General features: G+C 64.7%; 20 protein-coding genes. 7 read left to right on the top strand and 13 right to left on the bottom strand.

The features are described 5' to 3' along the window. The first annotated feature begins 24 nt into the window (after positions 1-24). Together B5F89_RS02445 and B5F89_RS02440 are read left to right on the top strand one after the other, a co-directional pair. The gene (locus B5F89_RS02445; RefSeq protein ID WP_087430228.1) at positions 25-696 is read left to right on the top strand and encodes a DUF4956 domain-containing protein; all 672 of its coding nucleotides are present in this window, start codon (positions 25-27) and stop codon (positions 694-696) included. A gap of 4 nt (positions 697-700) precedes the next feature. Beyond that, positions 701-2,098, top strand: a complete 1,398-nt coding sequence (locus B5F89_RS02440; protein WP_158098398.1) for a CotH kinase family protein — start codon at positions 701-703, stop codon at positions 2,096-2,098. 46 nt (positions 2,099-2,144) lie between these two features. On the opposite strand, the gene B5F89_RS02435 is transcribed toward B5F89_RS02440, so the two are convergent. Both B5F89_RS02435 and tgt read right to left on the bottom strand, forming a co-directional pair. Further along, positions 2,145-3,608, bottom strand: coding sequence for a DUF2252 domain-containing protein (locus B5F89_RS02435; RefSeq protein ID WP_087430226.1), 1,464 nt, complete (start codon positions 3,606-3,608; stop codon positions 2,145-2,147). Further along, complete coding sequence (gene tgt, locus B5F89_RS02430) at positions 3,608-4,747, bottom strand: tRNA guanosine(34) transglycosylase Tgt (protein WP_087430225.1); 1,140 nt, start codon at positions 4,745-4,747, stop codon at positions 3,608-3,610. Before tgt ends, B5F89_RS02435 begins: the two co-directional genes overlap by 1 nt. Positions 4,748-4,925: 178 nt before the next feature. On the opposite strand from tgt, the gene B5F89_RS02425 reads away from it, so the two are divergent. Then, positions 4,926-5,576, top strand: coding sequence for a lactate utilization protein (locus B5F89_RS02425; RefSeq protein ID WP_087430224.1), 651 nt, complete (start codon positions 4,926-4,928; stop codon positions 5,574-5,576). Here the strand turns inward: B5F89_RS02425 and B5F89_RS02420 are convergent. The 3 genes from B5F89_RS02420 to B5F89_RS02410 all read right to left on the bottom strand — a co-directional run bounded on the left by B5F89_RS02420 (position 5,570) and on the right by B5F89_RS02410 (position 8,005). Further along, complete coding sequence (locus tag B5F89_RS02420) at positions 5,570-6,067, bottom strand: PIN domain-containing protein (RefSeq protein ID WP_143758321.1); 498 nt, start codon at positions 6,065-6,067, stop codon at positions 5,570-5,572. The two genes, B5F89_RS02425 and B5F89_RS02420, sit on opposite strands and share 7 nt — an antisense overlap. Then, on the bottom strand, positions 6,060-6,347 hold the full coding sequence (locus tag B5F89_RS02415) for a type II toxin-antitoxin system RelB/DinJ family antitoxin (RefSeq protein WP_087430223.1): 288 nt from the start codon (positions 6,345-6,347) through the stop codon (positions 6,060-6,062). Before B5F89_RS02415 ends, B5F89_RS02420 begins: the two co-directional genes overlap by 8 nt. 521 nt (positions 6,348-6,868) lie before the next feature. Continuing rightward, positions 6,869-8,005: an aldo/keto reductase gene (locus tag B5F89_RS02410; protein ID WP_087430222.1), complete on the bottom strand. Its 1,137-nt coding sequence runs from the start codon at positions 8,003-8,005 to the stop codon at positions 6,869-6,871. A 267-nt stretch (positions 8,006-8,272) separates the two neighbouring features. Between B5F89_RS02410 and B5F89_RS02405 the strand changes: the two genes are divergently transcribed. Then, on the top strand, positions 8,273-9,694 hold the full coding sequence (locus B5F89_RS02405) for a hypothetical protein (RefSeq protein ID WP_087430221.1): 1,422 nt from the start codon (positions 8,273-8,275) through the stop codon (positions 9,692-9,694). A gap of 17 nt (positions 9,695-9,711) precedes the next feature. On the opposite strand, the gene B5F89_RS02400 is transcribed toward B5F89_RS02405, so the two are convergent. The 5 genes from B5F89_RS02400 to B5F89_RS02380 all read right to left on the bottom strand — a co-directional run bounded on the left by B5F89_RS02400 (position 9,712) and on the right by B5F89_RS02380 (position 15,639). Further along, positions 9,712-9,969, bottom strand: coding sequence for a Txe/YoeB family addiction module toxin (locus B5F89_RS02400; protein WP_087430220.1), 258 nt, complete (start codon positions 9,967-9,969; stop codon positions 9,712-9,714). Between the two features lie 2 nt (positions 9,970-9,971). Beyond that, complete coding sequence (locus tag B5F89_RS02395) at positions 9,972-10,232, bottom strand: type II toxin-antitoxin system RelB/DinJ family antitoxin (protein WP_158098397.1); 261 nt, start codon at positions 10,230-10,232, stop codon at positions 9,972-9,974. Between the two features lie 609 nt (positions 10,233-10,841). After that, the gene (gene queA, locus B5F89_RS02390; RefSeq protein WP_087430218.1) at positions 10,842-12,062 is read right to left on the bottom strand and encodes a tRNA preQ1(34) S-adenosylmethionine ribosyltransferase-isomerase QueA; all 1,221 of its coding nucleotides are present in this window, start codon (positions 12,060-12,062) and stop codon (positions 10,842-10,844) included. Positions 12,063-12,197: 135 nt separating this feature from the next. Further along, positions 12,198-12,905, bottom strand: a complete 708-nt coding sequence (locus B5F89_RS02385; RefSeq protein ID WP_087430217.1) for a response regulator transcription factor — start codon at positions 12,903-12,905, stop codon at positions 12,198-12,200. Then, positions 12,898-15,639, bottom strand: a complete 2,742-nt coding sequence (locus B5F89_RS02380; protein WP_087430216.1) for a sensor histidine kinase KdpD — start codon at positions 15,637-15,639, stop codon at positions 12,898-12,900. The genes B5F89_RS02385 and B5F89_RS02380 overlap by 8 nt, the downstream gene beginning before the upstream one ends. A gap of 243 nt (positions 15,640-15,882) precedes the next feature. Between B5F89_RS02380 and B5F89_RS10280 the strand changes: the two genes are divergently transcribed. The 3 genes from B5F89_RS10280 to kdpB are packed head-to-tail and all read left to right on the top strand — an operon-like array spanning position 15,883 to position 20,369. Next, the gene (locus B5F89_RS10280) at positions 15,883-16,011 is read left to right on the top strand and encodes a hypothetical protein (RefSeq protein WP_255375150.1); all 129 of its coding nucleotides are present in this window, start codon (positions 15,883-15,885) and stop codon (positions 16,009-16,011) included. Then, complete coding sequence (kdpA, locus tag B5F89_RS02375) at positions 16,008-17,831, top strand: potassium-transporting ATPase subunit KdpA (protein WP_087430215.1); 1,824 nt, start codon at positions 16,008-16,010, stop codon at positions 17,829-17,831. The genes B5F89_RS10280 and kdpA overlap by 4 nt, the downstream gene beginning before the upstream one ends. A 30-nt stretch (positions 17,832-17,861) precedes the next feature. After that, complete coding sequence (gene kdpB, locus B5F89_RS02370; protein WP_087430214.1) at positions 17,862-20,369, top strand: potassium-transporting ATPase subunit KdpB; 2,508 nt, start codon at positions 17,862-17,864, stop codon at positions 20,367-20,369. Between the two features lie 172 nt (positions 20,370-20,541). On the opposite strand, the gene B5F89_RS02365 is transcribed toward kdpB, so the two are convergent. Genes B5F89_RS02365 through B5F89_RS02355 form a run of 3 tightly spaced genes read right to left on the bottom strand, consistent with a single transcriptional unit; the run spans position 20,542 to position 23,158 of the window. Then, positions 20,542-21,942: an MFS transporter gene (locus B5F89_RS02365; RefSeq protein ID WP_239286640.1), complete on the bottom strand. Its 1,401-nt coding sequence runs from the start codon at positions 21,940-21,942 to the stop codon at positions 20,542-20,544. Beyond that, a complete protein-coding gene (locus B5F89_RS02360; protein WP_087430213.1) occupies positions 21,939-22,547 on the bottom strand; it encodes an epoxyqueuosine reductase QueH in 609 nt (202 codons plus the stop codon). Before B5F89_RS02360 ends, B5F89_RS02365 begins: the two co-directional genes overlap by 4 nt. Further along, positions 22,544-23,158: a DUF3267 domain-containing protein gene (locus B5F89_RS02355; protein WP_158098396.1), complete on the bottom strand. Its 615-nt coding sequence runs from the start codon at positions 23,156-23,158 to the stop codon at positions 22,544-22,546. The genes B5F89_RS02360 and B5F89_RS02355 overlap by 4 nt, the downstream gene beginning before the upstream one ends. Positions 23,159-23,175: the final 17 nt, after the last annotated feature.

Below are 23,175 nucleotides of genomic sequence, written 5' to 3'. Positions count from 1 at the left end.
CCCCCAACCAGAAACGAGGACCCCATGGGCTTCAACGACATCTTCACTTCCGCATTCCTCGACCGCATGGACGCCGTGCCCATGCTCGACATGATCGTGGCGATGCTTCTCGCCTGCGCGCTCGGCCTGTTCATCTTTCTCATCTACCGCAAGACAACCACGGGCATCATGTACTCGACCACCTTTGGCGTGTGCCTCGTGGCGATCACCCTGGTGACGACGCTTGTCATCCTGGCGGTGTCGAGCAACGTCCTCCTTTCGCTCGGCATGGTGGGCGCCCTGTCCATCGTGCGCTTTCGCACGCCGGTGAAAGAGCCGCTCGACATCGTCTTTCTCTTCTGGAGCATCGCCACGGGCATCGTGCTCGCGGCAGGGCTTCTCTTCCTCGCCACATTCGGCTGCGTCTTCATCGGACTCGTGCTGCTGCTCCTCTCGGGTCGCGGCGGCGCGGACCGTCCCTACCTACTCGTGGTCCGCTGTGCGGACGGCAAGGCGGAACTCACCGTCGAGGGCCTCATCAAGGCGGGCACGCGCGCACAGAGCCTCAAGGCCAAGCAGGTGACGGGCGATGCCGTCGACCTTACCTACGAGGTGCGCCTCGCCGACGGCAAGACCGATATCGTCACGGATCTCAACGCCCTCGAAGAGGTCAGCGAGGCCCTGCTCGTCTCCTACAATGGCGACTACCAGGGATAGCGTCATGCGTCGCGAGCACGTCCTCGACGTCGTCTGCCTCGTCGCGCTCGCCGCGGGCATCGCCCTTGTGGCTGGCCTCTGGCTGGCGGGGCGCACGGGAGTCATCGAGCCCGAGCGCCATGACGACTACCTCGAGTGGCTTTTCACTACCGACCGCGTCCATGCGATCGATATACAGGTGGATGACTGGGACGGATTCGTCGCGGCAGCCGGAGCTGAGCAATACGTGCGCGCAGCGCTGACTATCGACGGGGAGCACTTCGCCAATGTGGGCCTGCGCGCCAAGGGCAACAACTCGCTCGGCCACGTGACAAAGCGCGGTCTGTCGCGCTTCAGCATGAAGGTGGAGTTCGACCATTACGACAGCGGACTCACCTACCACGGGCTCGACAAGCTGTCGCTCGACGCGTCCTTCCAGGACAACAGCTACCTCAAGACCTACGTAGCGCTCGGCCTCATGCGCGACATGGGCGTGCCCGCCCCGGCATCGAGCTTTGCCAACGTTACCGTCAACGGCGAGCCGCACGGTCTCTATCTCGCCGTCGAGGAGCCCGAAGACGCCTTCGCCCGGCGCCAATGGGGCGACGCCCACGGCGCGCTCTACAAACCCGACTACCGCTCGCTCGAGGATGAGAACGCCGACGTGGCGTTGCGCTATATCGGCAACGATCCCGCGCTCTATCCGGGCATCTTCGACCAAGCCCTCGTGCGTTCCGATGCGGGGGCGCAAGAGCGCCTGATAGATGCGCTGCGACACCTCAATGCGGGCGAGAACCTCGAGCAGGCGGTCGATGTGGACACGACGCTGCGCTACTTTGCCGCACAGGTCTTCTGCGCAAACCTCGACAGCTACCTGGGCTCGACCGGTCACAACTACCTGCTCTACGAACAGGACGGCCGCATAGCGATGCTCCCGTGGGACTATAACCTTGCCTTTGGGACCTATGCGCTTGGCCGCGCCGAGCTGCCCGATGAAGCAGGACCGTACGTGAACCTCCCCATCGATGAGCCGGCGGCAAGTGAGGTCATCTCCGAGCGCCCGCTCTTCTACCGTCTCATGGCCGACCCCGCTTACCGCGAGCGCTACCACGGCTACCTCAGCGAGTTGGTCGAGGGCATCGTGGACAGCGGGCGCCTCACGCAAACGATTGCGCAGGCGCGCGAGCTCATCGCGCCCTACGTGCAAAACGATGCCACCGCCTACGTCACCTATGAGGAGTTCCTCGAAGGCGTGAGCGCGCTCGAAACCTTCTGCCGCCTGCGCGCCGAGAGCATCAAAGGGCAGCTCGCAGGGACCATCCCCACCACGCAGGCGGGGCAGGCCGCGGCAGAGGAATCCCTTGTGGACGCGAGCGCGCTCGACCTCGCCGACCTCGGCGAGCTTGCCGACCTAGACGGGTAGCCGTTTCCCGGAAACGGTCTGGGCCTGCCCCCCCTGTCTGCCGTCCCTATTTTGCCGCGCCCTCGGAGGCGCAGGGAAGCTCCCCTGCCGTAATCAGGTCGCAGAACAGGCGGTAATCCGCCTCGTTTTGGTCCGCGTAAGCGTGGGCGAAGTCGGCGAGCGCGTCGGCAAATGCATCCTCCGCGGCGCGCAGTTCTTTCTTGGAAAGTCCGTAGCCCGTATACGCCGCGATGGCAACACCGTCGCCCGTGCGCGCGTGCGCGTGCGCAAGCGCCCAGGCGCAGAGGCGCGCCGTCGAATGCAACCCTTCCACGCCGATACCCTCGAGATCAATCGACCCCTTGCCGTTCCAGAGCTGTCGCACGTAGTAGTCGCGGTGCTCGCCGAGCGGGTTCTCGACGCTCGTCCAGCCTAGTAGAATGTCCGCCGTTGATTGGATCAGGCGCTGGCCCTCGACCACGCGCTCACCGGCGCTCGCAAACCCCGCGGGACGCCAGAAACGCTCCACAACCGAGGTCTGCGCCTCTTTGACCTGCATAACCAAGGGATCGTCGGCGTCCTTGCCCGCGAGCAGCACCGCCCATGCGCGCGTGCCGACGCTTCCCACGCCCACGACCTTTTGCGCCGCATCCTGGTAACGGTAGCGGTTGAGCAGAAAGCGCCGGTCGTAGGAGAGGCTGTCGAAGTAGCGGCGCATAAGAACCATGAGCGCGTGGGAGAGCTCCACGGTATCGCGGTAGCCGTGGTGCTCGGAGAGCGGCACGAGCTCGGGCGGACGCATCTCAAAGCGAAGCCTTCCGCCCTCGACGCGCGCAAGCTTCTCCACGGCACGAGCGCTGTTCTTGGAACGCGCCTTCTCCATGGCCCGACGAAGCGTCCGGCTCTCTTTGCCGCTCATCTCGTCCTCAAAGCGCGTGACCACCTCATCGAGGTCGAGGTGGGCATGCCATACATCGAGCTCCCCCATCTCGGCAAAGTCGGCCATCGCTCGCGCATAGGCCTTGGCGCAGGCGCGCACGGCAACGCGGCGGTCGTGGCGCGAGAAGCCGCGCGCGCGGCCGCAGATCTCGATGCTCGCCGCAAGACGGCAGACGTCCCACTCCCAGGGACCCGGCGCCGTCTCGTCGAAGTCGTTGATATCAAAGACCAGGTGGCGTGTGGGGCTCAAGAACATGCCGAAGTTGGCGATATGCGCGTCACCCACCGCCTGCACCTCGATGCCGGTGACGGGGCGCGTGGCAAGGTCGCTTGCCATGATGATCGCCGAGCCGCGGAAGAACGCAAAGGCAGAGGCGCTCATGCGGCCGTAGCGTATGGGGATGAGGTCCGCCACGCGCGTAGCAGACTGTTCCTCAAGCAGTGCGATGGCCGAAGCGCCGTCCTGACGGAGACCCCACGACGCGAGCGCCTCGATAGGGCAGCGTGAAGCCGCCAGTCTGCCGCGCGCCACGCGCTCCTCACGCGTCCCGCGGTCACGGCGATCGGGCGACACCCGTGGCACGGCGCCCATTAGTAATCCGCCGCCGCGGGCGAGTCCATCCAAGAGCGAACGAACTCCCCATAGGTACCCGCGATGATGGCCTCGCGCGCCTCGCGCATGAGGTTAAGCAGGAAGTAGATGTTGTGCATCGAGAGCAGGATGCCGCCGAGCATCTCATGCTGCGTGACCATGTGGCGGATGTGCGCACGGGTGTAGCCGCCCGTGCAGACCGGGCAGGTGCACTGAGGATCAATGGGGCCGAGGTCGCGCGCAAAACGGGCGTTGCGGAAGTTCAGGCGGCCCTCATGGCTAAAGGCAGACCCCATGCGCCCGGTACGCGTGGGCAGCACGCAGTCAAACATATCGATACCGCAGGCGACCCCGCGCACGAGCGTGGTGGGGTTGCCCACGCCCATAAGGTAGCGCGGCTTGGTGCGCGGCATGTACTCGGCAGCGAGCGGCTCGAGCGACTCGAACATGGTCTCGTGGTCCTCGCCCACCGAATAGCCACCGATGCCATAGCCCGGGAAGTCGCCCATCTCCTCCAGGCGCTCGAGCGAGCGTACGCGCAAATCAAGATGCATACCGCCCTGCACGATGCCAAAGAGCGCCTGGTCGGGACGCGTATGCGCCTTATAGCAGCGCTCCGCCCAGCGACTCGACAGGTCCATAGCACGCTCCACGTCGCGGCGCTCGGCAGGATAGCCGATGCACTGGTCGAGCTGCATGCAAATGTCGCTTCCCAGCTTCTGGGCGATGGCCATGTTGTCCTCAGGCGTCCAGAAGACGTGGCTGCCGTCGTAGTCGGTTGCAATGAAGCGCACGCCCTCGTTGGAAAGCTTGACCGCGTCGCCATGGCTGAAGACCTGGAATCCGCCCGAGTCCGTGAGGATCGGATGGTGCCAGTTCATGAACTTGTGCAGCCCGCCCGCCTCGGCAATAAGGTCGGCACCGGGGCGCATGGCCAGGTGATAGGTGTTGGAGAGCACAATCTGCGCGCCCAAGTCGCGCACCGTCTCCCACGGGATGCCCTTGACCGTGGCCTTGGTTCCCACAGGCATGAAGATGGGGGTCTCGATATCGCCGTGCGGCGTGTGAAGCACACCCGCGCGCGCATGGGTCAAAGGATCTTCGGCGATAACGTCGTAGCGGAAAAGCGACTGGTCCATGGGTTCCTCTCAAGATGGCAGGGTTGCCGCGTGCCGGCTTGCATCCTGCCGCTGGCCCGTTTACCGGTTTGATTGGCATTCCAGTATAGCGAGCTGGGTAGGATATGCCTATATGCACCTATCGCAACTACGGGCCGCCCACCCTCCGGGCGCGGCGCGACCCCGGAGGGGAGCAGGCATGGCAGAGCGCACCACCACGACCCTTGCATCGTGGAAAAAGACGGCGAAGGTTGTCATCAAGAAACTCGAGCGCAACAACATGGAGGGCTACTGGGCCGCATCGCGTGCAGACGCCATCGATATCGTCCGCTCCTGGCTCCACGACGGCGACTCGATCACCTGGGGCGGCAGTGAGACCTTCACCGAGTCGGGCATGAAGGCGGCCCTCGTTCGCGCGAGCACCTACCGCATGCTCGACCGTACGCGCGCGACCACCGCTGACGAGAAGCGCGCCATGTGGCAGGCGCGCACCACGGCGGACTGGTTCTTCATGAGCGCCAACGCCCTCACCTTAAACGGCGAGCTCGTGAACATCGACGGCAACTCCGACCGCTGCTCGCTTCTTCTGCACGGGCCCGAGCACGTGGTGGTGCTGGTAGGAATGAACAAGATCGTGGCAGACGTGGACGCCGGCATCAAACGCATCCACACCACCGTCTGCCCGCTCAACGCCGAGCGGCTTCACACGAGCACGCCCTGTGAGCTCACGGGCGCCTGCATCGACTGCCACGCACGCAAGTGCATGTGCTGCAACGTCGTGGTCACGCGCCATTCGCGCCACCCCGGCCGTATCAAGGTCGTCCTTATTGGCGAGGAACTCGGCTACTGAGCGCCGTTCTGCACAAGGGCGTTAGGGCTGAATCCAAGCCTCGCAAGCAAATCGGCATCAGTCTCGTCGCAGATGGAAAGGTACTCCGCGCAGTCTACGGCGCGGACCTTTGACTTGCGAAAGGCCGCTTCATCCCGCGTGATGATGAAATCCATGTCGTTCAGTTCCGCACAAGCACGAATGAGCCCGTCCTCAAAGTCCGGTTCATTGGACTCAAGCGACATGAGGCAGTCTTCTGTACTCGTGGGAGCAACTATCAGAAGGCCCATTAGGTGGTGCACCGCTGCACGCGCAGCAGGCTCCCCATATTGCTTGGACAGGACATAGTAGGCATCTTTGAGCGAGCCCGAGGTCACAAACCCCATGTCACCCTCGCTGCTGCAACGCCTGAGAACGAGGCAAGCCTCCTTTGACTGTGGGCGGGCAGGACACACCGCATCCAAAATGATGCTCGTATCAAGCAGGATGCGAAACCCATCCCGCCTACTCATATCTGCTCGCAATCACGTCTTTCATCTCTTGGTCAGAGAGCGTCGCTAGCCACGGGGACTCGGGAAGCGCCGAGCGGAACGCCATGAACGCGTCCCATGGGTCAGTGACCGGGGTATTTTGCGCAGTGTCTTCTACGACGGGAACAACGCCTGTGCGCGCGATGTTCTCCCATACGACTCGAATTACATCCGCTACTGAAAAACCCGCCGCACGAATAACCGCGTCCGCCCGCGCCCGCACCGCATCGTCCACCCTTCCGGACACAACCGATGTCGCCATACCGATCACTTCCCTTCTGTATACAAGTATACAGAAGGTGAATGGGAGCTATGTCCCCCATTTTGACAATGTCAAAGCCTTTTGACGCGACGCCGCAAGCTGCCGTGCGGCCTGGGGGTATGCTGAGGTCAGGCAATGCGGAACCTCAAATGCGAGGAGGCGCGCATGAACGTTGGACAACACATACGCGAGCACCGCGAAGCGGCAGGACTCCTACAGGACGACCTCGCAAAATCCTGCTACGTCAGCCGGTAAACCATCTCGAACTGGGAGCGCAAGCATACCGAAACGAGATTATGATGCTGACGGCCTTTGCCATCGTTTTCATGGTCGGAGGTTGGTTCCTGGGAAATCGGCACAAAAAGAAGCAGCAGCCATAATCGCACGGTTATAAAAGCAATCATGCGTTCATAGCAACGGTGCCCGCACCGCTTAAGAAGAGGCGGTACGGGCACCTAAACGCGCTATCTGCCGAAAAGGCCGCACGCTAATCGACTCCAGAATATGAACGCCGCTAGCACCTAAAGCCCGAGTGCCTCGGCAAACTCGGCAAGCGTGCCGGGGATGTCGATCTGCTGTGGGCAGACCGCGGCGCACGCACCGCAACCGATGCAGGCGCTCGGCTTCTTGTCGTCCGGGAGCGCCCCCACAAGCATGCTCGAGATAAAGTCGCCCTTGCCCGTGAGCTTCATCTGGTTGTACATGGACAGTAGCGTGGGGATGTCGAGACCCTGCGGGCAATGGCTTGTGCAATAGTGGCAAGCCGTGCAGGGCACCGTCCCCTGCCCGAGCATATCGGCGACAACCTCGGCAAGCGCGGCACGCTCGGCGTCGCTCAGCGGACGCTCCTCCTCAAAGGTGGCTATGTTTGCCTTCAGCTGATCCATATTGGACATACCAGAAAGCGTCACCACCACCTCGGGGATGTCCTGCAGGAAACGGAATGCCCATGCCACCGGCTCCTCGTCCGGGCGCGCCGCGGTAAGCTTGGCCGCGTTTGCCTCAGAGAGGTTGGCGAGCTTGCCGCCGCGCACGGGCTCCATGACCCACACGGGGATGTTCCACTTCTTCAGAAGCTCCACCTTGCCGCGCGCGTCCTGGAACTCCCAGTCGAGGTAGTTCAGTTGGATCTGGCAGAACTCCATGTCCTTACCGTACGCCTCGAGGAAGCGCTCCATCACCGGGATGGAGCCATGGGCAGAGAAGCCCAGATGCCGGATGCGCCCCGCCTCCTTCTGCTTCATGAGATAGTCATAGATGCCAAACTTGGGGTCGAGGTAGGCGTCGATGTTCATCTCGCACACGTTGTGGAAGAGATAGAAATCGAAGTAGTCAAGCCCCGTCTTCTCGAGCTGGCGCTCAAAGATCTCGGCCACCTTGTCCATGTTGGCAAGGTCGTAGCCCGGAAACTTGGTAGCCACGTAGAAGCTCTCACGCGGGTGACGGGCAAGAGCGCGGCCCATCACGAGCTCGGAGTTGCCGTTGTGGTAGCCCCACGCGGTATCGAAGTAATTGATGCCATGCTCAAGCGCATAGTCGACCATCTCCGTGGCGGCAGGCTCGTCAATCTTGCCGTCGTCGCCATCGATGACGGGCAGGCGCATCGCGCCAAAGCCCAGCGCCGAGAGCTTGAGGTCCTGAAAATCACGGTAAATCATGCGTGCCTCCCCAAATTGCATACGGTCGCAAACCGACGCCGGCGCCAGCCCAAAGCGTAGCTCGGGTTGACAAGGTCGGGTGCTCGCCCGCAGTGTATCTGTTGGAGCCGACTCCAAGGCAAGCAACATTTTCAACGTTATTACCAACGAATGCCATCGAGCGACAAGCTCGCTCAATGGCCTGATTCATCCAACCTTTGACCGCGCGAGCAAGTATCATGGAACCATTGAACATTCAGCCGCCGGCAGGGCGCTTTGGAGGATGCGATGGACGAGCAGAAGCACGTGGACGAGGAGCTGAACGATATGAACGATACGGTTGAGGAGACTGGCGCGGCTATTCCCGATTTCCTTAAGCGGGACCACTCCCTCGAAGCCAAGACCGTAACCACAGAGGGCGACGGTGCGGACGCCCCCGCCGATGAGGCAATCGATGCCGCCGGTTTGGCGAGCACCGAACCCACCACGCTGGCACCGGCGGACGTCGAAGCGGAGCACGCCGCCGAGGATGCCGAACACGGTGTGGCCGAGGTCGCTGCCGGAGCGATGAGCGCCGTCAGCTCCTTCTTCTCCGAGGGCGCGGGCGCCGTACGCGCTATGAGCGCCGCCAAGCGCGCCCACGCCGAGGCGCGCGAGCACCTCGAGGGGCTCGAGAAGACCATCGCCGACGAGGAGGACGAGCTCGCGCACCGTCGCGATATCGCCGAGCGCTACGAGGAGATTCTTACCGAAGAGCGCGCTCGCATCGCTGCCGCCGAGGAGAAGCGCGCCGCCGCCCAGGAGCAGCAGGCACAGATCCTGCAAGAGATCGACGCCCTCAAAGAAAAGCTCCAGACCATGAAGGACGAGGACGCGCAGACTGAGAAGCGCCTGAAGGCCGCCCTCGAGGCGGCGGAGGCCACCGAAACGAGCGCCCGCGAGCAGGGCTCGCGCCTTCAGCGCCGCCTCGACGACGCCAAGCACAACCTCGACAAGGCCCGTGCGGAGCAAGAGAGCGGCGTTGCTGCGGCAAAGGCCGCAGTGGAGAGCGCACAGGCGCGCCTCGACTCACTGAAGGCAGAGTTCACCGAGGTGCAGCGAAATCCCTCGGCCAACTCCGCCAACTACAGCGTGCGCGCCCAAGAACTTGAGCTCGACATTGCCGACGCCACCGATGCGCTGCGCCGCGCACAGGAGGATCTGCCCCGCGTGACCTCGGAAAATGAGCAGGCTATCGCGCAGGCCGAGCGGGCTCTCACCGAAAACGAGAAGCCTATCGAAGCCGCCAAGACTACGTTTAAGGAGGCGTCTGCCGCTGCGGACAAGGCGCGTGAGGCCTACCAGAGCGCTAAGGACGACGCTCAGGAGCGGCAGCGCGCCCTGAAGGGTCAGATTTCTGATCAGGAGAAGGCAAAACGCGCCCAGGAGCAGGTCGAGCAGGATGCCTCAGACGAGATCGCCGTCGCCGAAACCGTTATCGACGAGGCCGAGGATATCCACGCACACCCGGAGGTGACCGAGACCATAGCCGCGCGTCTGGAGGCGGACCGCGCCGAGCGCGACGAGTCGCTCGCTGAGGTCGAGTCGCTCGCCGCCGCCGAAAACGACGTGCGCGCGCAAACCCGCGGATCCCGCCTGCGCTTCGGCGCCGCGATCGCGGGCATCATCGTCGTCGTGATAATTGTGCTTGTGCTCGTCTTTGTCCTATAAGGACCCCGACGCCACCTTTACTGATAGTGGCCTCGGCAACGAAGGATATACAGCACGCCATCCTGAACGGTGTAGGTAAGCCTGTTGGCCTTATCTATGCGCACTGACTGATACCCTGCGAGGTTTCCCTTCAGCATCTCCGCTTTGCCCATTGGCTTTCCGTCGGAGCGTTCAATGCTCTTGATGAGAGCATTGATGCGACGAAGCGTCTTTCGGTCCTGCGACTGCCACCACAGATAGTCATCCCAAGCCTTTTCCGACCAAGACTTCTCCATGGCTATACCTCGATAAGCTCATGAGCCTCGGCTTTTCCAGCGCGCATCTCGGCGAAAATCTCATCCATCTCGCGGATGTACTCATCCTTTGTAGGGACTGGCACCTTCACCTCAAACGGAAAACCCCTATGAGCCACGAACTGCTTCATAAAGACCGTCATGGCACTTGTCGGAGAAATTCCAATGGCATCTGCCGTCGAGTCAAATTCAATCAATAGGTTTTTATCAAAACGACGCGTCACCGCAATGGTGTCTGATGCCATGTCCAGCTCCCTTCGGATGGCTGATAATAAGTACCTTTTTAACATTATATGCTTTCAGTTACTGTCAAATAATGATATTTCTATGCACATAGGGTAAGAAATTGATGCGCTATTGAATAGTCGGGATTTCTGCCTTGAAAGATTATCGTGAGTCCAAAACCAAGGGAGGCACCGCCTAAGCGGTGCCTCCCCGGCAAGTAACTATTACGGTGGACTCTCCTCCATTCCACTCCCGAAGGAACGGAACCCGTATGCTCTCCTGTGGGCTGCCCCTACGACCACGTCATCGGTCTCAACCCCATCTCACGCGGGGCGGACGTCGGGCCACCTTCACGAACCCACGGTACTTACACGACCTCGGTCTCGCAGGCGCCGTACCCACAGGCCCTAGCTATATCCTCTGTGCCCATGGGACTCACCTCCTCGTCCGGTCGCTTTCCTCTGGAGCGACTTCCTTTTCCGTCACTCCTCTTGTTCCCGAATAGCGGCCCTATATACCACATCTAACAGGAAAAATGGCGCTTGTCGCAAACGGTAGAAACATGCCGGCGAACGGATGCGGGCGAGCTAAGCGGACGCACTGAGCGCGAGAACGCCGGGACGGATGAACTACTCGATAAGCATCGCGTCGCCGAAGGAGAAGAAGCGGTAGCGCTCGCGCACCGCCGCGGCATAGGCGTCCATAACCTGCTCGCGTGTGGCAAAGGCCGACACGAGCATCATGAGCGTGGAGCGCGGCACGTGGAAGTTGGTGATGAGCGCATCCACCACGTGATAGGTCGACCCAGGCATGAGGTAGAGATTGGTCGTGGCGTCCGTGCGCACGACCACGTCTCCGCGCCCAAGGGTGTCGGCACTGTCGGCGCGGCCCTCGAAGCGGCGGGCGACCACGGGCGGCTCCGCAACAGGCGCCTCGGCATCAAAGGCGCTCTCGAGCGAGCGCACAGCCGTCGTACCCACGGCAATGACGCGGTGGCCCGCACGCTTGGCCTCGTGCACGGCGTCAATCACCTCGGCAGGCACGTGATAGCGCTCGGTGTGCATGACGTGCTCGGTGGGATCGTCCTCCTCCACCAGGCGGAACGTATCGATACCCACCTCGAGCTCGACCGCCACAAAGCGCGCACCCTTGTCCTCGATACGCTGCATGAGCTCGGGCGTGAAGTGAAGGCCGGCCGTGGGCGCCGCGGCGGAGTGCTCCTCCTTCATGGCGTAGACGGTCTGGTACTTCTCGGGGTCGCCCGCGTAGTCGGTGATGTAAGGCGGCAGCGGCACATGGCCCGCCGCATGAATCGCCTCATCGAGCGTACGCGGTGCACCGTCTGCGCCCTCCCCCTCCGGCGTGAAGCGCACCAGACGGCCTCCGCGGCTCTCGGGCACAAAGTCAATGACCTCGCCGGTAAGCACCACCGGCGCGCTCTCGGGGGCGTGCGCCCCGCCGGCGCGATACTCAATCACCGCACCGGGCTTAAGGCGCTTGCCCGGGTTGACCAGGCACTCCCACACATGCCCCATGGCGTCGACGTCCTCGCGGCGGCGCAACAGCAGCGTCTCGGCAACGCCGCCGGTGGGCTTGCGGCCGATGAGGCGCGCCGGCATGACGCGCGTCTTGTTGATGACAAGCACATCTCCCGGCTCGATGTAGTCGATGATGTCGAAGAAGTGCCGGTGCTCGACGCTGCCGCCATGCGCGAGGGGCACGGACTCCCCCGTCGTCGCAAGCGGCTCGCCGCGGTGAAGGACCAGCAGCCGGCACGAATCGCGCGGCTCGGCCGGAGCCTGGGCGATGAGCTCTGCGGGGAGGTTGTAATCGAAATCATCAGTGTGCATGGCGGACCCTTCCAAAAAAACGTATCAGCGCCCCATTATCACGCCCCGCGATGCCTCCGCGTCTCTGCGGAGGAAATCATCACGAAGTCGCCGTGGGAGGCGGGTGCGGCAGCGCGATGCGCATAGCACACGGGCTCAAAGGTGCTGCATCCGGTACCCCACACCCACGTGCGTCTGGATGAGCTTCGGGTGCGCCGCGTCGGGCTCGATCTTCTTGCGCAGCGTCGCCATGAACACGCGCAGGCTGGCGATATCGCTCTCCCATGAGGTGCCCCAGATCTCGCGCGTGATGAACGTGTGGGTGAGCACCTTGCCGGCGTTATGGGCGAGGAGCACCAAGAGCTTGTATTCGATCGGCGTGAGATGCAGTTCCGCACCGTCCAGATAGGCGCACCCCGCCGCGTAGTCGATGCGCAAGGGCCCGTTCTCGAACACGCTTTGCTGCGGGCCCTCGGCGGCGGCCATCTGCGTGCGCCGCATCCAGGCGCGCACGCGCGCCAGCAGCTCATCCACGGAGAACGGTTTGGTCAGGTAGTCGTCTGCGCCGGCGTCGAGCGCCTCGACCTTGTCGGCGTCCTCGGTGCGCGCCGATATCACGATGATGGGGACCGTCGACCATGTGCGAATCTTCTCGATGACCTCGACCCCGTCCCGGTCGGGAAGACCAAGGTCGAGCATGACGAGGTCCGGCGCGTGCGAGGCCGCCTGCATAATCGCCGCCTCGCCCGTCGCCGCCGTCTCAAAGCGGTAGTCGTGCATCTCGAGCGCGGTGGTGATGAGGCTCCGCACCGCGGCGTCGTCCTCGACCACCAAGATGAGCTGCGTTGAAGCGTTCCTATGCATGAACGGAGACCTCCTCCGCCGGAAGGGTGAATGTGAACACGGCGCCGTGGGGAACGTTGTCGCGCACCTCGATGGTACCCCCATGCGCCTCGGCGATCGAGCGACAGAGCGCCAGGCCGAGCCCGAAGCTGCGTGTCGCATCGGCCGGACGACGAGCAGCGGCCCCCGTCCGGAAACGATCGAAGATACGCTCCTTGTCCGCATCGGGAACGCCCGGACCGTCGTCGGCAACCGAGATGCGCACCATGTCGCCGACGCGCCGGGCGCTCACGGTGACGGTGGACCCCTCCGGGGTGTACTTGACGGCGTTCCCGATGAGGTTCACCAAAAGCTGCATCACCAGGCCCGCGTCCATGCGCGCGAACAGGAGCCCGTCGGTCGGCTCGATCACGATGCGGTGGCCGGCCGCTTGGCGCGCGAGATGCGCCGCGGCCTCAGCGAGCACATCATCCACGAGCTCCGAGGTGAGGTTGAGGCTGATGGAGCCGTCCTCGAAGCGCGTGACGGTGAGCAGGTTCTCCATCATGTCGATCAGCCAGAGGGCGTCGCGATGGATGTTGCCCGCCAGCTCGGCGCGCTTCTCGGGCGCGAGGCGGCCGCCCGCGTCGCGCAGGATCGCCGCCGAGCCCGAGATGGCCGTGAGCGGCGTGCGCAGGTCGTGTCCGATGGAGCGCAACAGATTGGCGCGGAGCTGCTCGTTGCGTGCGACGATGGCTGCCTCTTGGCGCTCGCGCGCCTCCTTCTCGCGCGCGAGCGCCAGCGCGCACTCGCCGATGATGGAGAGCATGATGGAGTTCTCGAACGCATCGAGCCCGCGCGGCCCCATGACGATCCCCACCACGCCGAACACCTGCTCCCCTGTGCGTACGGCGAGGTAGAGGCAGCGCGCATCGGCGAGCGTCGCGGTGGTGGCGCCGGCGCGTTTGTTGTTGGTGAGCGTCCAGACCGCCACGGCGCGCTCGTTTTCGTTCACGATCTGCCCGTGCGGATGGGCCCCGCCCACCTCCGCGTAGAGCGGCTCGCCGAGCGTCGCGCCGCAGACGGGGTAGAACACGATGTCGCGCGAGAGCAACTTGGTGAGCTGGTTCATGGCCACCTGCGCGATGTCCGCAAAACCGCTCTTCTGCTGCAGGAGCTGATTGGTCTCGAGCAGGACGCGCGTGCGGTAGGCCGTCTGAGCGGCCTGCCGGGCGTTTTGCGCGATGCGCCCCGTGAGCTCGGAGGCGATGAAGGCAGTGACGAACATGATGGCGAAGGTCACGAGATAGCTCTTGTCGAAAGACTGCAGCGAGTACAGCGGCGCCACGAAACAGTAGTTGTAGAGCATGACCGAGAGTACCGAGGAGAGCAGCGTGCAGATACGCCCCGTGGTGGTGATGGCCGTGAGCAGCGTGACCAGGATGTAGAGCGAGATGATGCTCGAATCGGCGAAACCGAGCCGGTGGAAGATGATGCCGATGCCCGTCGAGGAGGCGATGAGCGCGCAGGTGACGAGCACGTGGCGCAGCACATTCCGATCGCGCTCGGGAGCGCGACCGCGCGTAGCGGCGGGATGCCCCGAACCGACTGCGAGCTCCCGGTCCGGGATGATGTGGATATCGAGGTTGGGGGCGAGCGCGATGAGCCGATCGGTGAGCGAGGGGCGACCCAGCACGACCGATATCAGACCGCGCCGATCGCCGCTGCGGCCCATCACGATCTCGGACACGCCCGAGAGCCGGGCGAACTCCGCAATCTGGAACGCCACGTCGTCACCGTACACCGTCTCCACCGCAGCGCCCAGCTGCTCGGCGAGCGCCATGTTCTCGCGCAGGCGGTCTCGATCCGCGTCGGGCATGCCCTGGGTCAGCGGCGTCTCCACGAACAGCGCCGTGAGCTGGGCCGAAAGGGCGCGTGCCATGCGCGCCGCCGTGCGCACGATGCGCGGGTTGGCGGGCGAGGGGGAAACGCAGACGAGGATGTGCTCACTCGTGTGGTAGTCGCGGTTGTTGAGGACGCGTGCGGCCGCCGCAAGGCGCCCGGTGCGGTCCGCGCAGCGCCTGAGGGCAATCTCGCGCAAAGCGGTGAGGTTCTCCACCGTGAAGAAGTTCTCCTGGGCGCGGCGAGCCTGGTCCGCATGGTAGACGCGTCCCTCGCGCAGGCGCTCGAGAAGGTCCTCGGGCTCGATGTCCACGAGCTCCACATGGTCGGCGTCGTCGAAGACGCGATCGGGGATGCGCTCTCGCACGACGACGCCGGTGATGCTCGCCACCATGTCGTTCAGGCTCTCGATGTGCTGCACATTGACCGTGGTGTACACATCGATGCCCGCACGCAAGAGCTCCTCGACATCCTGGTAGCGCTTGGCGTGGCGGCTGCCCGGCGCGTTGGTGTGGGCGAGCTCGTCCACAAGCGCGAGCCGGGGCGCCCGGGCGAGCGTAGCGTCGAGGTCGAACTCCGCGAGCTCCATGGCGCCGTGGCGCACGAGACGCGGCTCGACCACCTCGAGCCCAGATAGCAGCGCCCGGGTCTCCGGACGGTCATGAGGCTCGACATAGCCCGCCACCACGTCCACCCCGCGGCGCCGGGCGGCCTGTGCCGCGCTGAGCATGGCGTAGGTCTTCCCCACACCCGCTGCGTACCCGAAAAAAATCTTGAGCTGACCGCGCCGTGAGGCCGATGCCTCCCCCTCGCCCATCCCGATCGCCTGGAGCAGGCGGTCGGGATCCGTGCGGCCGTCCCCTTCCCCGCGCATCGCGCGCCTCCCTTCCCCGTCGGAGCCCCCTGTGGGCAAGCTTTGGCAAGTATAGAGCACGATAACGCGTCTACCAGCATCTTTATGACATCTTAATGCGTCTGCGCGCAAGCTTAACGCCACCTTTATCGGGCACGCGGTGTACTTGGTGACACAGGGCGAGGAGCCCTGCGGACCGGCATGGAAAGAGGGCCGGCACGGCACGCGGGCCCGTTGGCGCCGCGCCGATGGAAAGGAGGGGCCATGGACCTGTTCATGGTGTGCGCGGGCGCCGTCAGCATCCTGCTGCCAGCCTACTGCACCTACCTCTTGGTCTGCGTGACCACCAAGACCGATCGCACCGATTCCAACAAGAGAGGTGACTATCTGTGAACGTCATCATCCAATGCGTTCTCTACCTTACCGTCCTCGTAGCTGCGGGCATCCCCTTGGGCGTGCTCATGGCCCGGGTCATGGACGGAAGGCGAACCGTTCTCACCCCCGTCATCCGCCCGGTGGAACACGGGGTCTACCGGATCCTTCGCGTCGACGAGACCGAGCAGATGGGGTGGAAGCGCTATCTCGCCTCCGTCCTCGCCTTCTCGGTTCTGGGCCTGGCGCTGCTCATCGCCTTGCAGATGGCGCAGGCGATTCTGCCCCTCAACCCCCAGCAGCTCGGGGGCGTTTCCTGGGACCTCGCGTTCAACACGGCCGCCTCGTTTCTGACCAACACCAACTGGCAGGCCTATTCCGGCGAGACCACCCTGTCCTACCTCACCCAGTTTTTGGGGCTCACGGTGCAGAACTTCGCCTCGCCGGCCGTGGGCATCGCCGTCATGTTCGCGCTCATCCGCGGGTTTCGCCAGGTGGGAGGCGAAGGGCTCGGCTCCTTCTGGGTCGACATCGTCCGCGTGACCCTGTACGTGCTCATCCCGCTCAACCTCGTCGTGGCCATCGCCCTCGCGGGCGGCGGCGTAGTGCAGAACCTCAAGGGGGCCGACTACGCCGAGCTCCTCGAGCCCGTCGCCGTCGTCGAGGACGGAGAGGGCGGCTACACCGTGCTCTACGGGGCCGAGATCTCGGGCGACACCGTGACCGTCGACGGCGAGGAGGTGCCCGGCGCCATCGTCGTCACCGAGCAGTTCCTGCCGCAGGGCCCGGCCGCGAGCCAGGTCGCCATCAAGCAGACCGGTTCCAACGGCGGCGGATTCTTCGGCGTGAACTCCGCGCACCCCTATGAGAACCCGAGCGCCTTCACCAACCTCATCGAGACGACGGGGCTGCTCGCCCTCGCCGTGGGCTGCTGCTTCACCTTCGGCATCGGCGTGGGCGACCGCCGTCAGGGCCGCGCCATCTTCGCCGCGATGTTCATCATGCTCGTCGTGTGCCTTGTCGTTGTCACGGTGAGTGAGCAGGCGGCCACCCCGCAGCTCGCGCAGGGCGGCGCAGTCGACGTGGGGGCCTCCACTATCCAGGCGGGCGGCAACATGGAGGGCAAGGAGGCGCGCTTCGGTATCGCGAGCTCGTCGGTGTGGACCGCCTTCACCACCGCCGCCTCCAACGGCGCGGTGAACTCCATGCTCGATTCCTACACGCCGCTCGGCGGCATGATCGCCACCCTGCAGATCGCCCTCGGCGAGGTCGTCTTCGGCGGCGTGGGGTCGGGGCTCTACGGCATGATCGGCTTCTGCATCCTCACCGTCTTCATCGCCGGGCTCATGGTGGGCCGCACCCCAGAGTTCCTGGGCAAGAAGATCGAGCCGCGCGAGATGAGGTGGGCCGTGGTGCTGTGCCTGGCGACCCCGTTCGCGATCCTGGTGTGCTCGGGCGTCGCTGCGCTCGTGTCCGGCGTGATCGACGCGCTCGGCAACCCCGGCGCCCACGGCTTCTCCGAGATGCTCTACGCCTTCGTGTCCTGCGGCGGCAACAACGGATCGGCCTTCGCCGGCTTCGGTGCGAACGAGCCCCTGTGGAACGTGATGCTCGGCATCGAGATGCTCGGCGCCCGCTTCGTGCCCATCGCCGCCGCCCTCGCCATCGCCGGGTCGCTCGCCGCCAAGCGCACGATCGCCACGACGGCGGGCACGCTTTCCACCACCGGACCGATGTTCGTGTTTTTGCTCATCCTCATCGTGCTGCTCATCGGCGCGCTGAGCTTCTTCCCGGCGCTCGCGCTGGGTCCCATCGCCGAATTCTTCCAGATGATCGCCTAGCGGGCGATAGCGCAAAGGAGGTTTGGACGCATGTCCAGAAACACCACGGGCTCGGCCCTCGCCGACCGTACCATGGTCGCGCGCGCGGTGCGCGACTCGTTTGTCAAGCTCAACCCTAAGACGCAGATCAAGAACCCCGTCATGTTCCTCGTGTGGGTGTCCTCGGTGGCCACCACGGCCCTCGCCGTCGTCTCGTTCACCGACCTCTTCGACACCGGGGCGGGCGCGGGCTACACCGCGGCCATCGCCTGCATCCTGTGGTTCACGGTGCTCTTCGCCAACTTCGCCGAGTCTATCGCCGAGGGTCGCGGCAAGGCGCAGGCAGACGCCCTGCGCGCCGCCAAGAAGGACGTCGAGGCGCACCGCATCGCCTCGGTCGAGGACCGCGACCGCTTCACCGTCGTCGCCGGCAGCGAGCTTAGGCGCGGCGACCTCGTCATCGTGCGCGCCGGCGAGCAGATCCCCGGCGACGGCGACGTCATCGAGGGTGCGGCCAGCGTGGACGAATCGGCTATCACCGGCGAATCCGCACCGGTGGTGCGCGAGGCGGGCGGCGACCGCTCGGCCGTGACCGGCGGCACCACGGTCCTCTCCGACTGGATCGTCGTCAAGATCTCCAACGACCCGGGCGAGAGCTTCCTCGACAAGATGATCTCCATGGTCGAGGGCGCCTCCCGCAAGAAGACCCCCAACGAGATCGCGCTCGAGATCTTCCTCATCGCCCTCACCGTCATCTTCATCCTCGTCACCGCCTCGCTCGCCAGCTACTCGCACCTGAGCGCCGCGCTCAACGGCATCGACGACCCCACGAGCGTCACGACCCTCATCGCGCTGCTCGTGTGCCTCGCCCCCACCACCATCGGCGCCCTGCTCTCGGCCATCGGCATCGCGGGCATGAGCCGCTTGAACCAGGCCAACGTGCTCGCCATGAGCGGCCGCGCCATCGAGGCGGCCGGCGATGTGGACATCCTCATGCTCGACAAGACCGGCACCATCACACTTGGCAACCGCCAGGCGTCCGCGTTCATCCCCGTGGACGGCACCGCCGACGACGAGCTCGCCGATGCCGCCCAGCTCTCATCGCTTGCCGACGAGACGCCCGAAGGCCGCTCGATCGTGGTGCTCGCCAAGGAGCAGTTCGGCCTGCGCGGGCGCACGCTCGAGGACAAGCACATGACTTTCATCCCCTTCACCGCCACCACGCGCATGTCGGGCGTCGACTTCGGGGACGACGAGATCCGCAAGGGCGCGGCGGACGCCGTGCGCGCCTGGGTCGAGGCGGCCGGCGGCACCTACTCCGACGCCTGCGCCCAGGTGGTCGACGAGATCGCCAAGAAGGGCGGCACGCCGCTCGTCGTCGCCAAGAACCATAAGGTCATGGGCGTCATCTACCTTAAGGACATCATCAAGCAGGGCGTGAAGGAGAAGTTCGCCGACCTGCGCCGCATGGGCATCAAGACCATCATGGTCACGGGCGACAACCCCCTCACCGCCGCCGCCATCGCCGCGGAGGCGGGCGTGGACGACTTCCTCGCCGAGGCGACCCCTGAGGGAAAGCTCGCCAAGATCCGCGCGTTCCAGGCCGAGGGGCACCTCGTCGCCATGACCGGCGACGGCACCAACGACGCCCCCGCCCTTGCCCAGGCGGATGTCGCCGTGGCCATGAATACCGGCACCCAGGCGGCCAAGGAGGCCGGCAACATGGTCGACCTAGATTCCAGCCCCACCAAGCTCATCGAGGTGGTACGCATCGGCAAGCAGCTGCTCATGACCCGCGGCTCGCTCACCACGTTCTCGGTGGCCAACGACCTCGCCAAGTACTTCGCCATCATCCCGGCGCTGTTCGCCCCCATCTACCCGGGCCTCGCGGCGCTCAACATCCTTTCGCTCGCCACGCCGCAGTCGGCGGTGCTCTCGGCCATCATCTACAACGCGCTCGTCATTATCGCCCTCATCCCCGCCGCCCTCAAGGGCGTGCGCTACCGCGAGGTCTCCTCGGGCGAGCTGCTCGCCCACAACCTCCTCGTCTGGGGCCTGGGAGGACTCGTGGCGCCGTTTGTGTTCATCAAGCTCATCGGCCAGCGCTTCGAGGACGAGCGCCATATGTGGGGCCGCATCCAGGACCTCTCCATCGTCGAGGGGGCCGACGGCGAGCTCGCGGTGTACGCCGCCCCCTCCAACAAGACACCCGCGTCCGACTACGACGACGAGGCGACCGTCGCGGTGTATGGCGCCTCCTACGAGCGGACCGTCGCGCGCCGCGTGGAGATGATCCGCGCCGCCAACCCCGACGCCGACCTCGACGCCATACCCGTCGACCTCGTCACGGGCTCGGGGTCGGGGCTCGACCCGCACATCTCGCGGGCGGCCGCCGCATACCAGGTGCCGCGCCTCGTCCAGGCGACCGGCAAGAGCGCGGAAGAGGTGCACCGCATCATCGACGCCGCGACCACGGGCAAGTTCCTCGGCGTCTTCGGCGAGGATGTGGTGAACGTCCTCGAGGTCAACCTCATGCTCGACGGCATCATGGACTACTAGGCCCCGCGCTGCCCCCGCCGCGCGCGGGGCGCGGGAGCGGCGCGGGGAAGCGCGCCGCGAGAGCGGAAGGGCCGCCCGCCGTCCCCGCGGGCGGCCCTTCTCGCCCCCGCACCGGCCCGTCACTCGGCAAGAGGCCGCCCGGCGCACGAGAGACCGCCCGCGCTCCCCTTTGCTAGCGCTTGCGGCGGCCGAGCCATTCGCGCACAAGCGCAAGCGCAACACTCACCAAAACAAGGGCGGCGAGCACATGAAACGCCGTATGCATGCCATCCATAAAGACGTCCGGCCTGCCCTCGACATAGCTCGTCACCGGATACCCAATCGAGCGCGACATGCCACCGTACAGAAGTGCCGAGCCCACCGTAATGCCGAGCGACTGCCCAAGGTAGCGCATGAGGTTGCCGAGCGACCCCACAAATCCGAGTGCGCCCTCGGGCGCGTGCCCCATGATGAGCGAGTTGTTGGGCGCCTGGAAGATGGAGCTGCCGAGCGAAGTGAACATGATGCAGGGGATGAGCACAAACAGCGGGGTATCGACGGCGACGCTCCCCATGATGACAAGGCCGCACAGGTAGATGGTCTGGCCCACCAGCGTCGGCCGCTCGCAGCCGACCTTATCGGACACCGCGCCCGAGATAGGACCGCAAATGGAATTCACCAAGGGATAGCAGGCCATGATGACACCTGAGAGCCCGATGGCGATGCCGCGCGCCTCCTGCAGGTAGTACGGGAAGATGAACGTATAGGCGCTCATGGCAAGGAAGATGATAACCATATTGACGAGGTCGATGGCAAAGCGTACATCGCGAAACACGCCGAGCGTCACGAGCGGTGATGCCACATGCCCCTCGACGGCAACGAACACGACGAGCAACACGCCCCCGACCACGAGCAGAAGCACGTTCACAGGCGTCACGCCGGTCTCCATGAGCGAGATCGCAAAGAAAAGCGAGAGTATCGCAGGTACGATCAGAAGCGTGCCCGCTGGATCGAAGGCGGCGCGCCGCTGGGGCGGACTGTTCTTGAGCACCTTGAGACCGATGAGAAACGACAGCACCCCGATGGGAATGTTGATGATGAAGATGAACTCCCAGGGAAGCACCGACACGATGAACCCGCCGAGCGTGGGGCCGCACATGGCGCCGAGCGCGGTGAACGTTGCCACGAGGCCGAGCGCGCGCCCACGGCTTGTGGGGAACGACTCGGTGATGATGCCCTGGTTGTTGGCAAGCGACGCGGCGCCGCCGAGGGACTGGACCGCCCGCGAGGCAACGAGCGTCGGAAAGGTGCTCGAAGCGGCGCAGAGCGCAGACCCCAGCGTGAAAAGGACCACACCCGCTTGGAATATGCGCACCTTGCCAAACATATCGCCCAGCCGCCCGAAGATAAGCAGCATCGCGCAGGTGACGATGCTGTAGATGCTCGTCACCCACTGGATGTCGGCCATACTGACGCCAAGCTCCCGCTGAAGCGACGGCAGCGCGACGTTGACGATGGTGCCGTCGAGAACCTCCATGAACGTCATGGCGAGTATCACAACAAGCGCGGCGCGCTCATGGTGCTTTTCCGTCAACGGATCTCCTCTCGGCTGCCGTTTGCCTGCACATGCCCGCTGCGGCGCTCGTCGCGCAGACGCGCACGGTCGAGGGCCGCCTCGGCAGCCGAGAAGCGGCAGCCACAATAGTTCTGTCGATACATGCCGAGTTCGCGCGAGCGACGCGTTGCCTCGGGGTACCAGGGGCGAAAGTCGCGTATGACCGGTGTCAGACCTCGGGCCTCGCAAAGCCGGACTAAAACGTCGTTGCAAGTCTCGAACAGCTGATAGGGAGACACCGCGAGCGTCGTCGCAACGTGCGTGAAGCCCTCTTCCTCTGCCACGCGGCACGCCTCGGCAAGCCGCAGCGCGTAGCAGGCGCGGCAGCGCGCCTCGCGACGGCGTGCCCCTATGGGCGCCACGGAGCTCTCCCATCGATCGTAGTCCTCGCGCGCCTCGATGAGCGGAATGTCCTGCGCGGCGCACCAGCGCCTGAGCTCGACAAGGCGACGCTCATGCTCTTCGGCGGGCTGGATATTGGGGTTTGTCCAGCAGATGGTGGGCTCAAACCCCTCGCCTACCAGCAGACGCACCGGCTCGAGGGAGCACGGCGCGCAGCAGGCGTGCAGCAAAAGACGCGTCATGCGCGAGCCTCCTCTCCCTCACCGAACAGGCGCACACCCCATGTCGTGTCCTCGCAGTACGCGATGGCGGGGTTGCGGCAGATGGTCCGCACATAATACCAATCCCCCGCACAGCCGCACAGATGTATCGCCGCGACGGCGCACCCGAGCACTGGAGTTCCAAAGGCAACGCCGATGATAAGCACAAGGGCCGTGACGACAACCGTTGGGGCGATAACGATCGTAAGATAGCGGCGCCTCGCGTAGACGATGCCCTCCGCGCAGGCAAAGAGCATGCCCGCGCTCCAGTTGGCGCCAAACGTCACGCGCGCACCCGACGGAGCGAGAAGCTTGAAAAACAAGGCGTGCACGAGCTCGTGCGCAAGCAACGCCACCATCGATGCCGCTACGAGCGCAACGAGCCACCCCAGCAGAAGTGCGGAGCTAAACGCGCAAGCGCCGAGCAGCCCGGCGAGTGCCGGGTCGAGAGCAGACGGCACGAAAACGCGCAGTGCAACGGCAAGCCCTGCGGTAGCGAGCGCCCCAGCACCGAAGGCAAGGGCGGATGCGCGCGAGATCCATCGCAAAAGAGCGCGGTCCTCAAAGGTTCGTATGTCGGCGATTTTTCTCATGTCCACCAGTGTACACG

The sequence above is a fragment of the Collinsella sp. An307 genome (genome assembly GCF_002161805.1).
Taxonomy (GTDB): domain Bacteria; phylum Actinomycetota; class Coriobacteriia; order Coriobacteriales; family Coriobacteriaceae; genus Coprousia.
The sequence above is the reverse complement of the archived record's forward strand: the minus strand, read 5'-3'. Positions and strand labels throughout refer to the sequence as shown.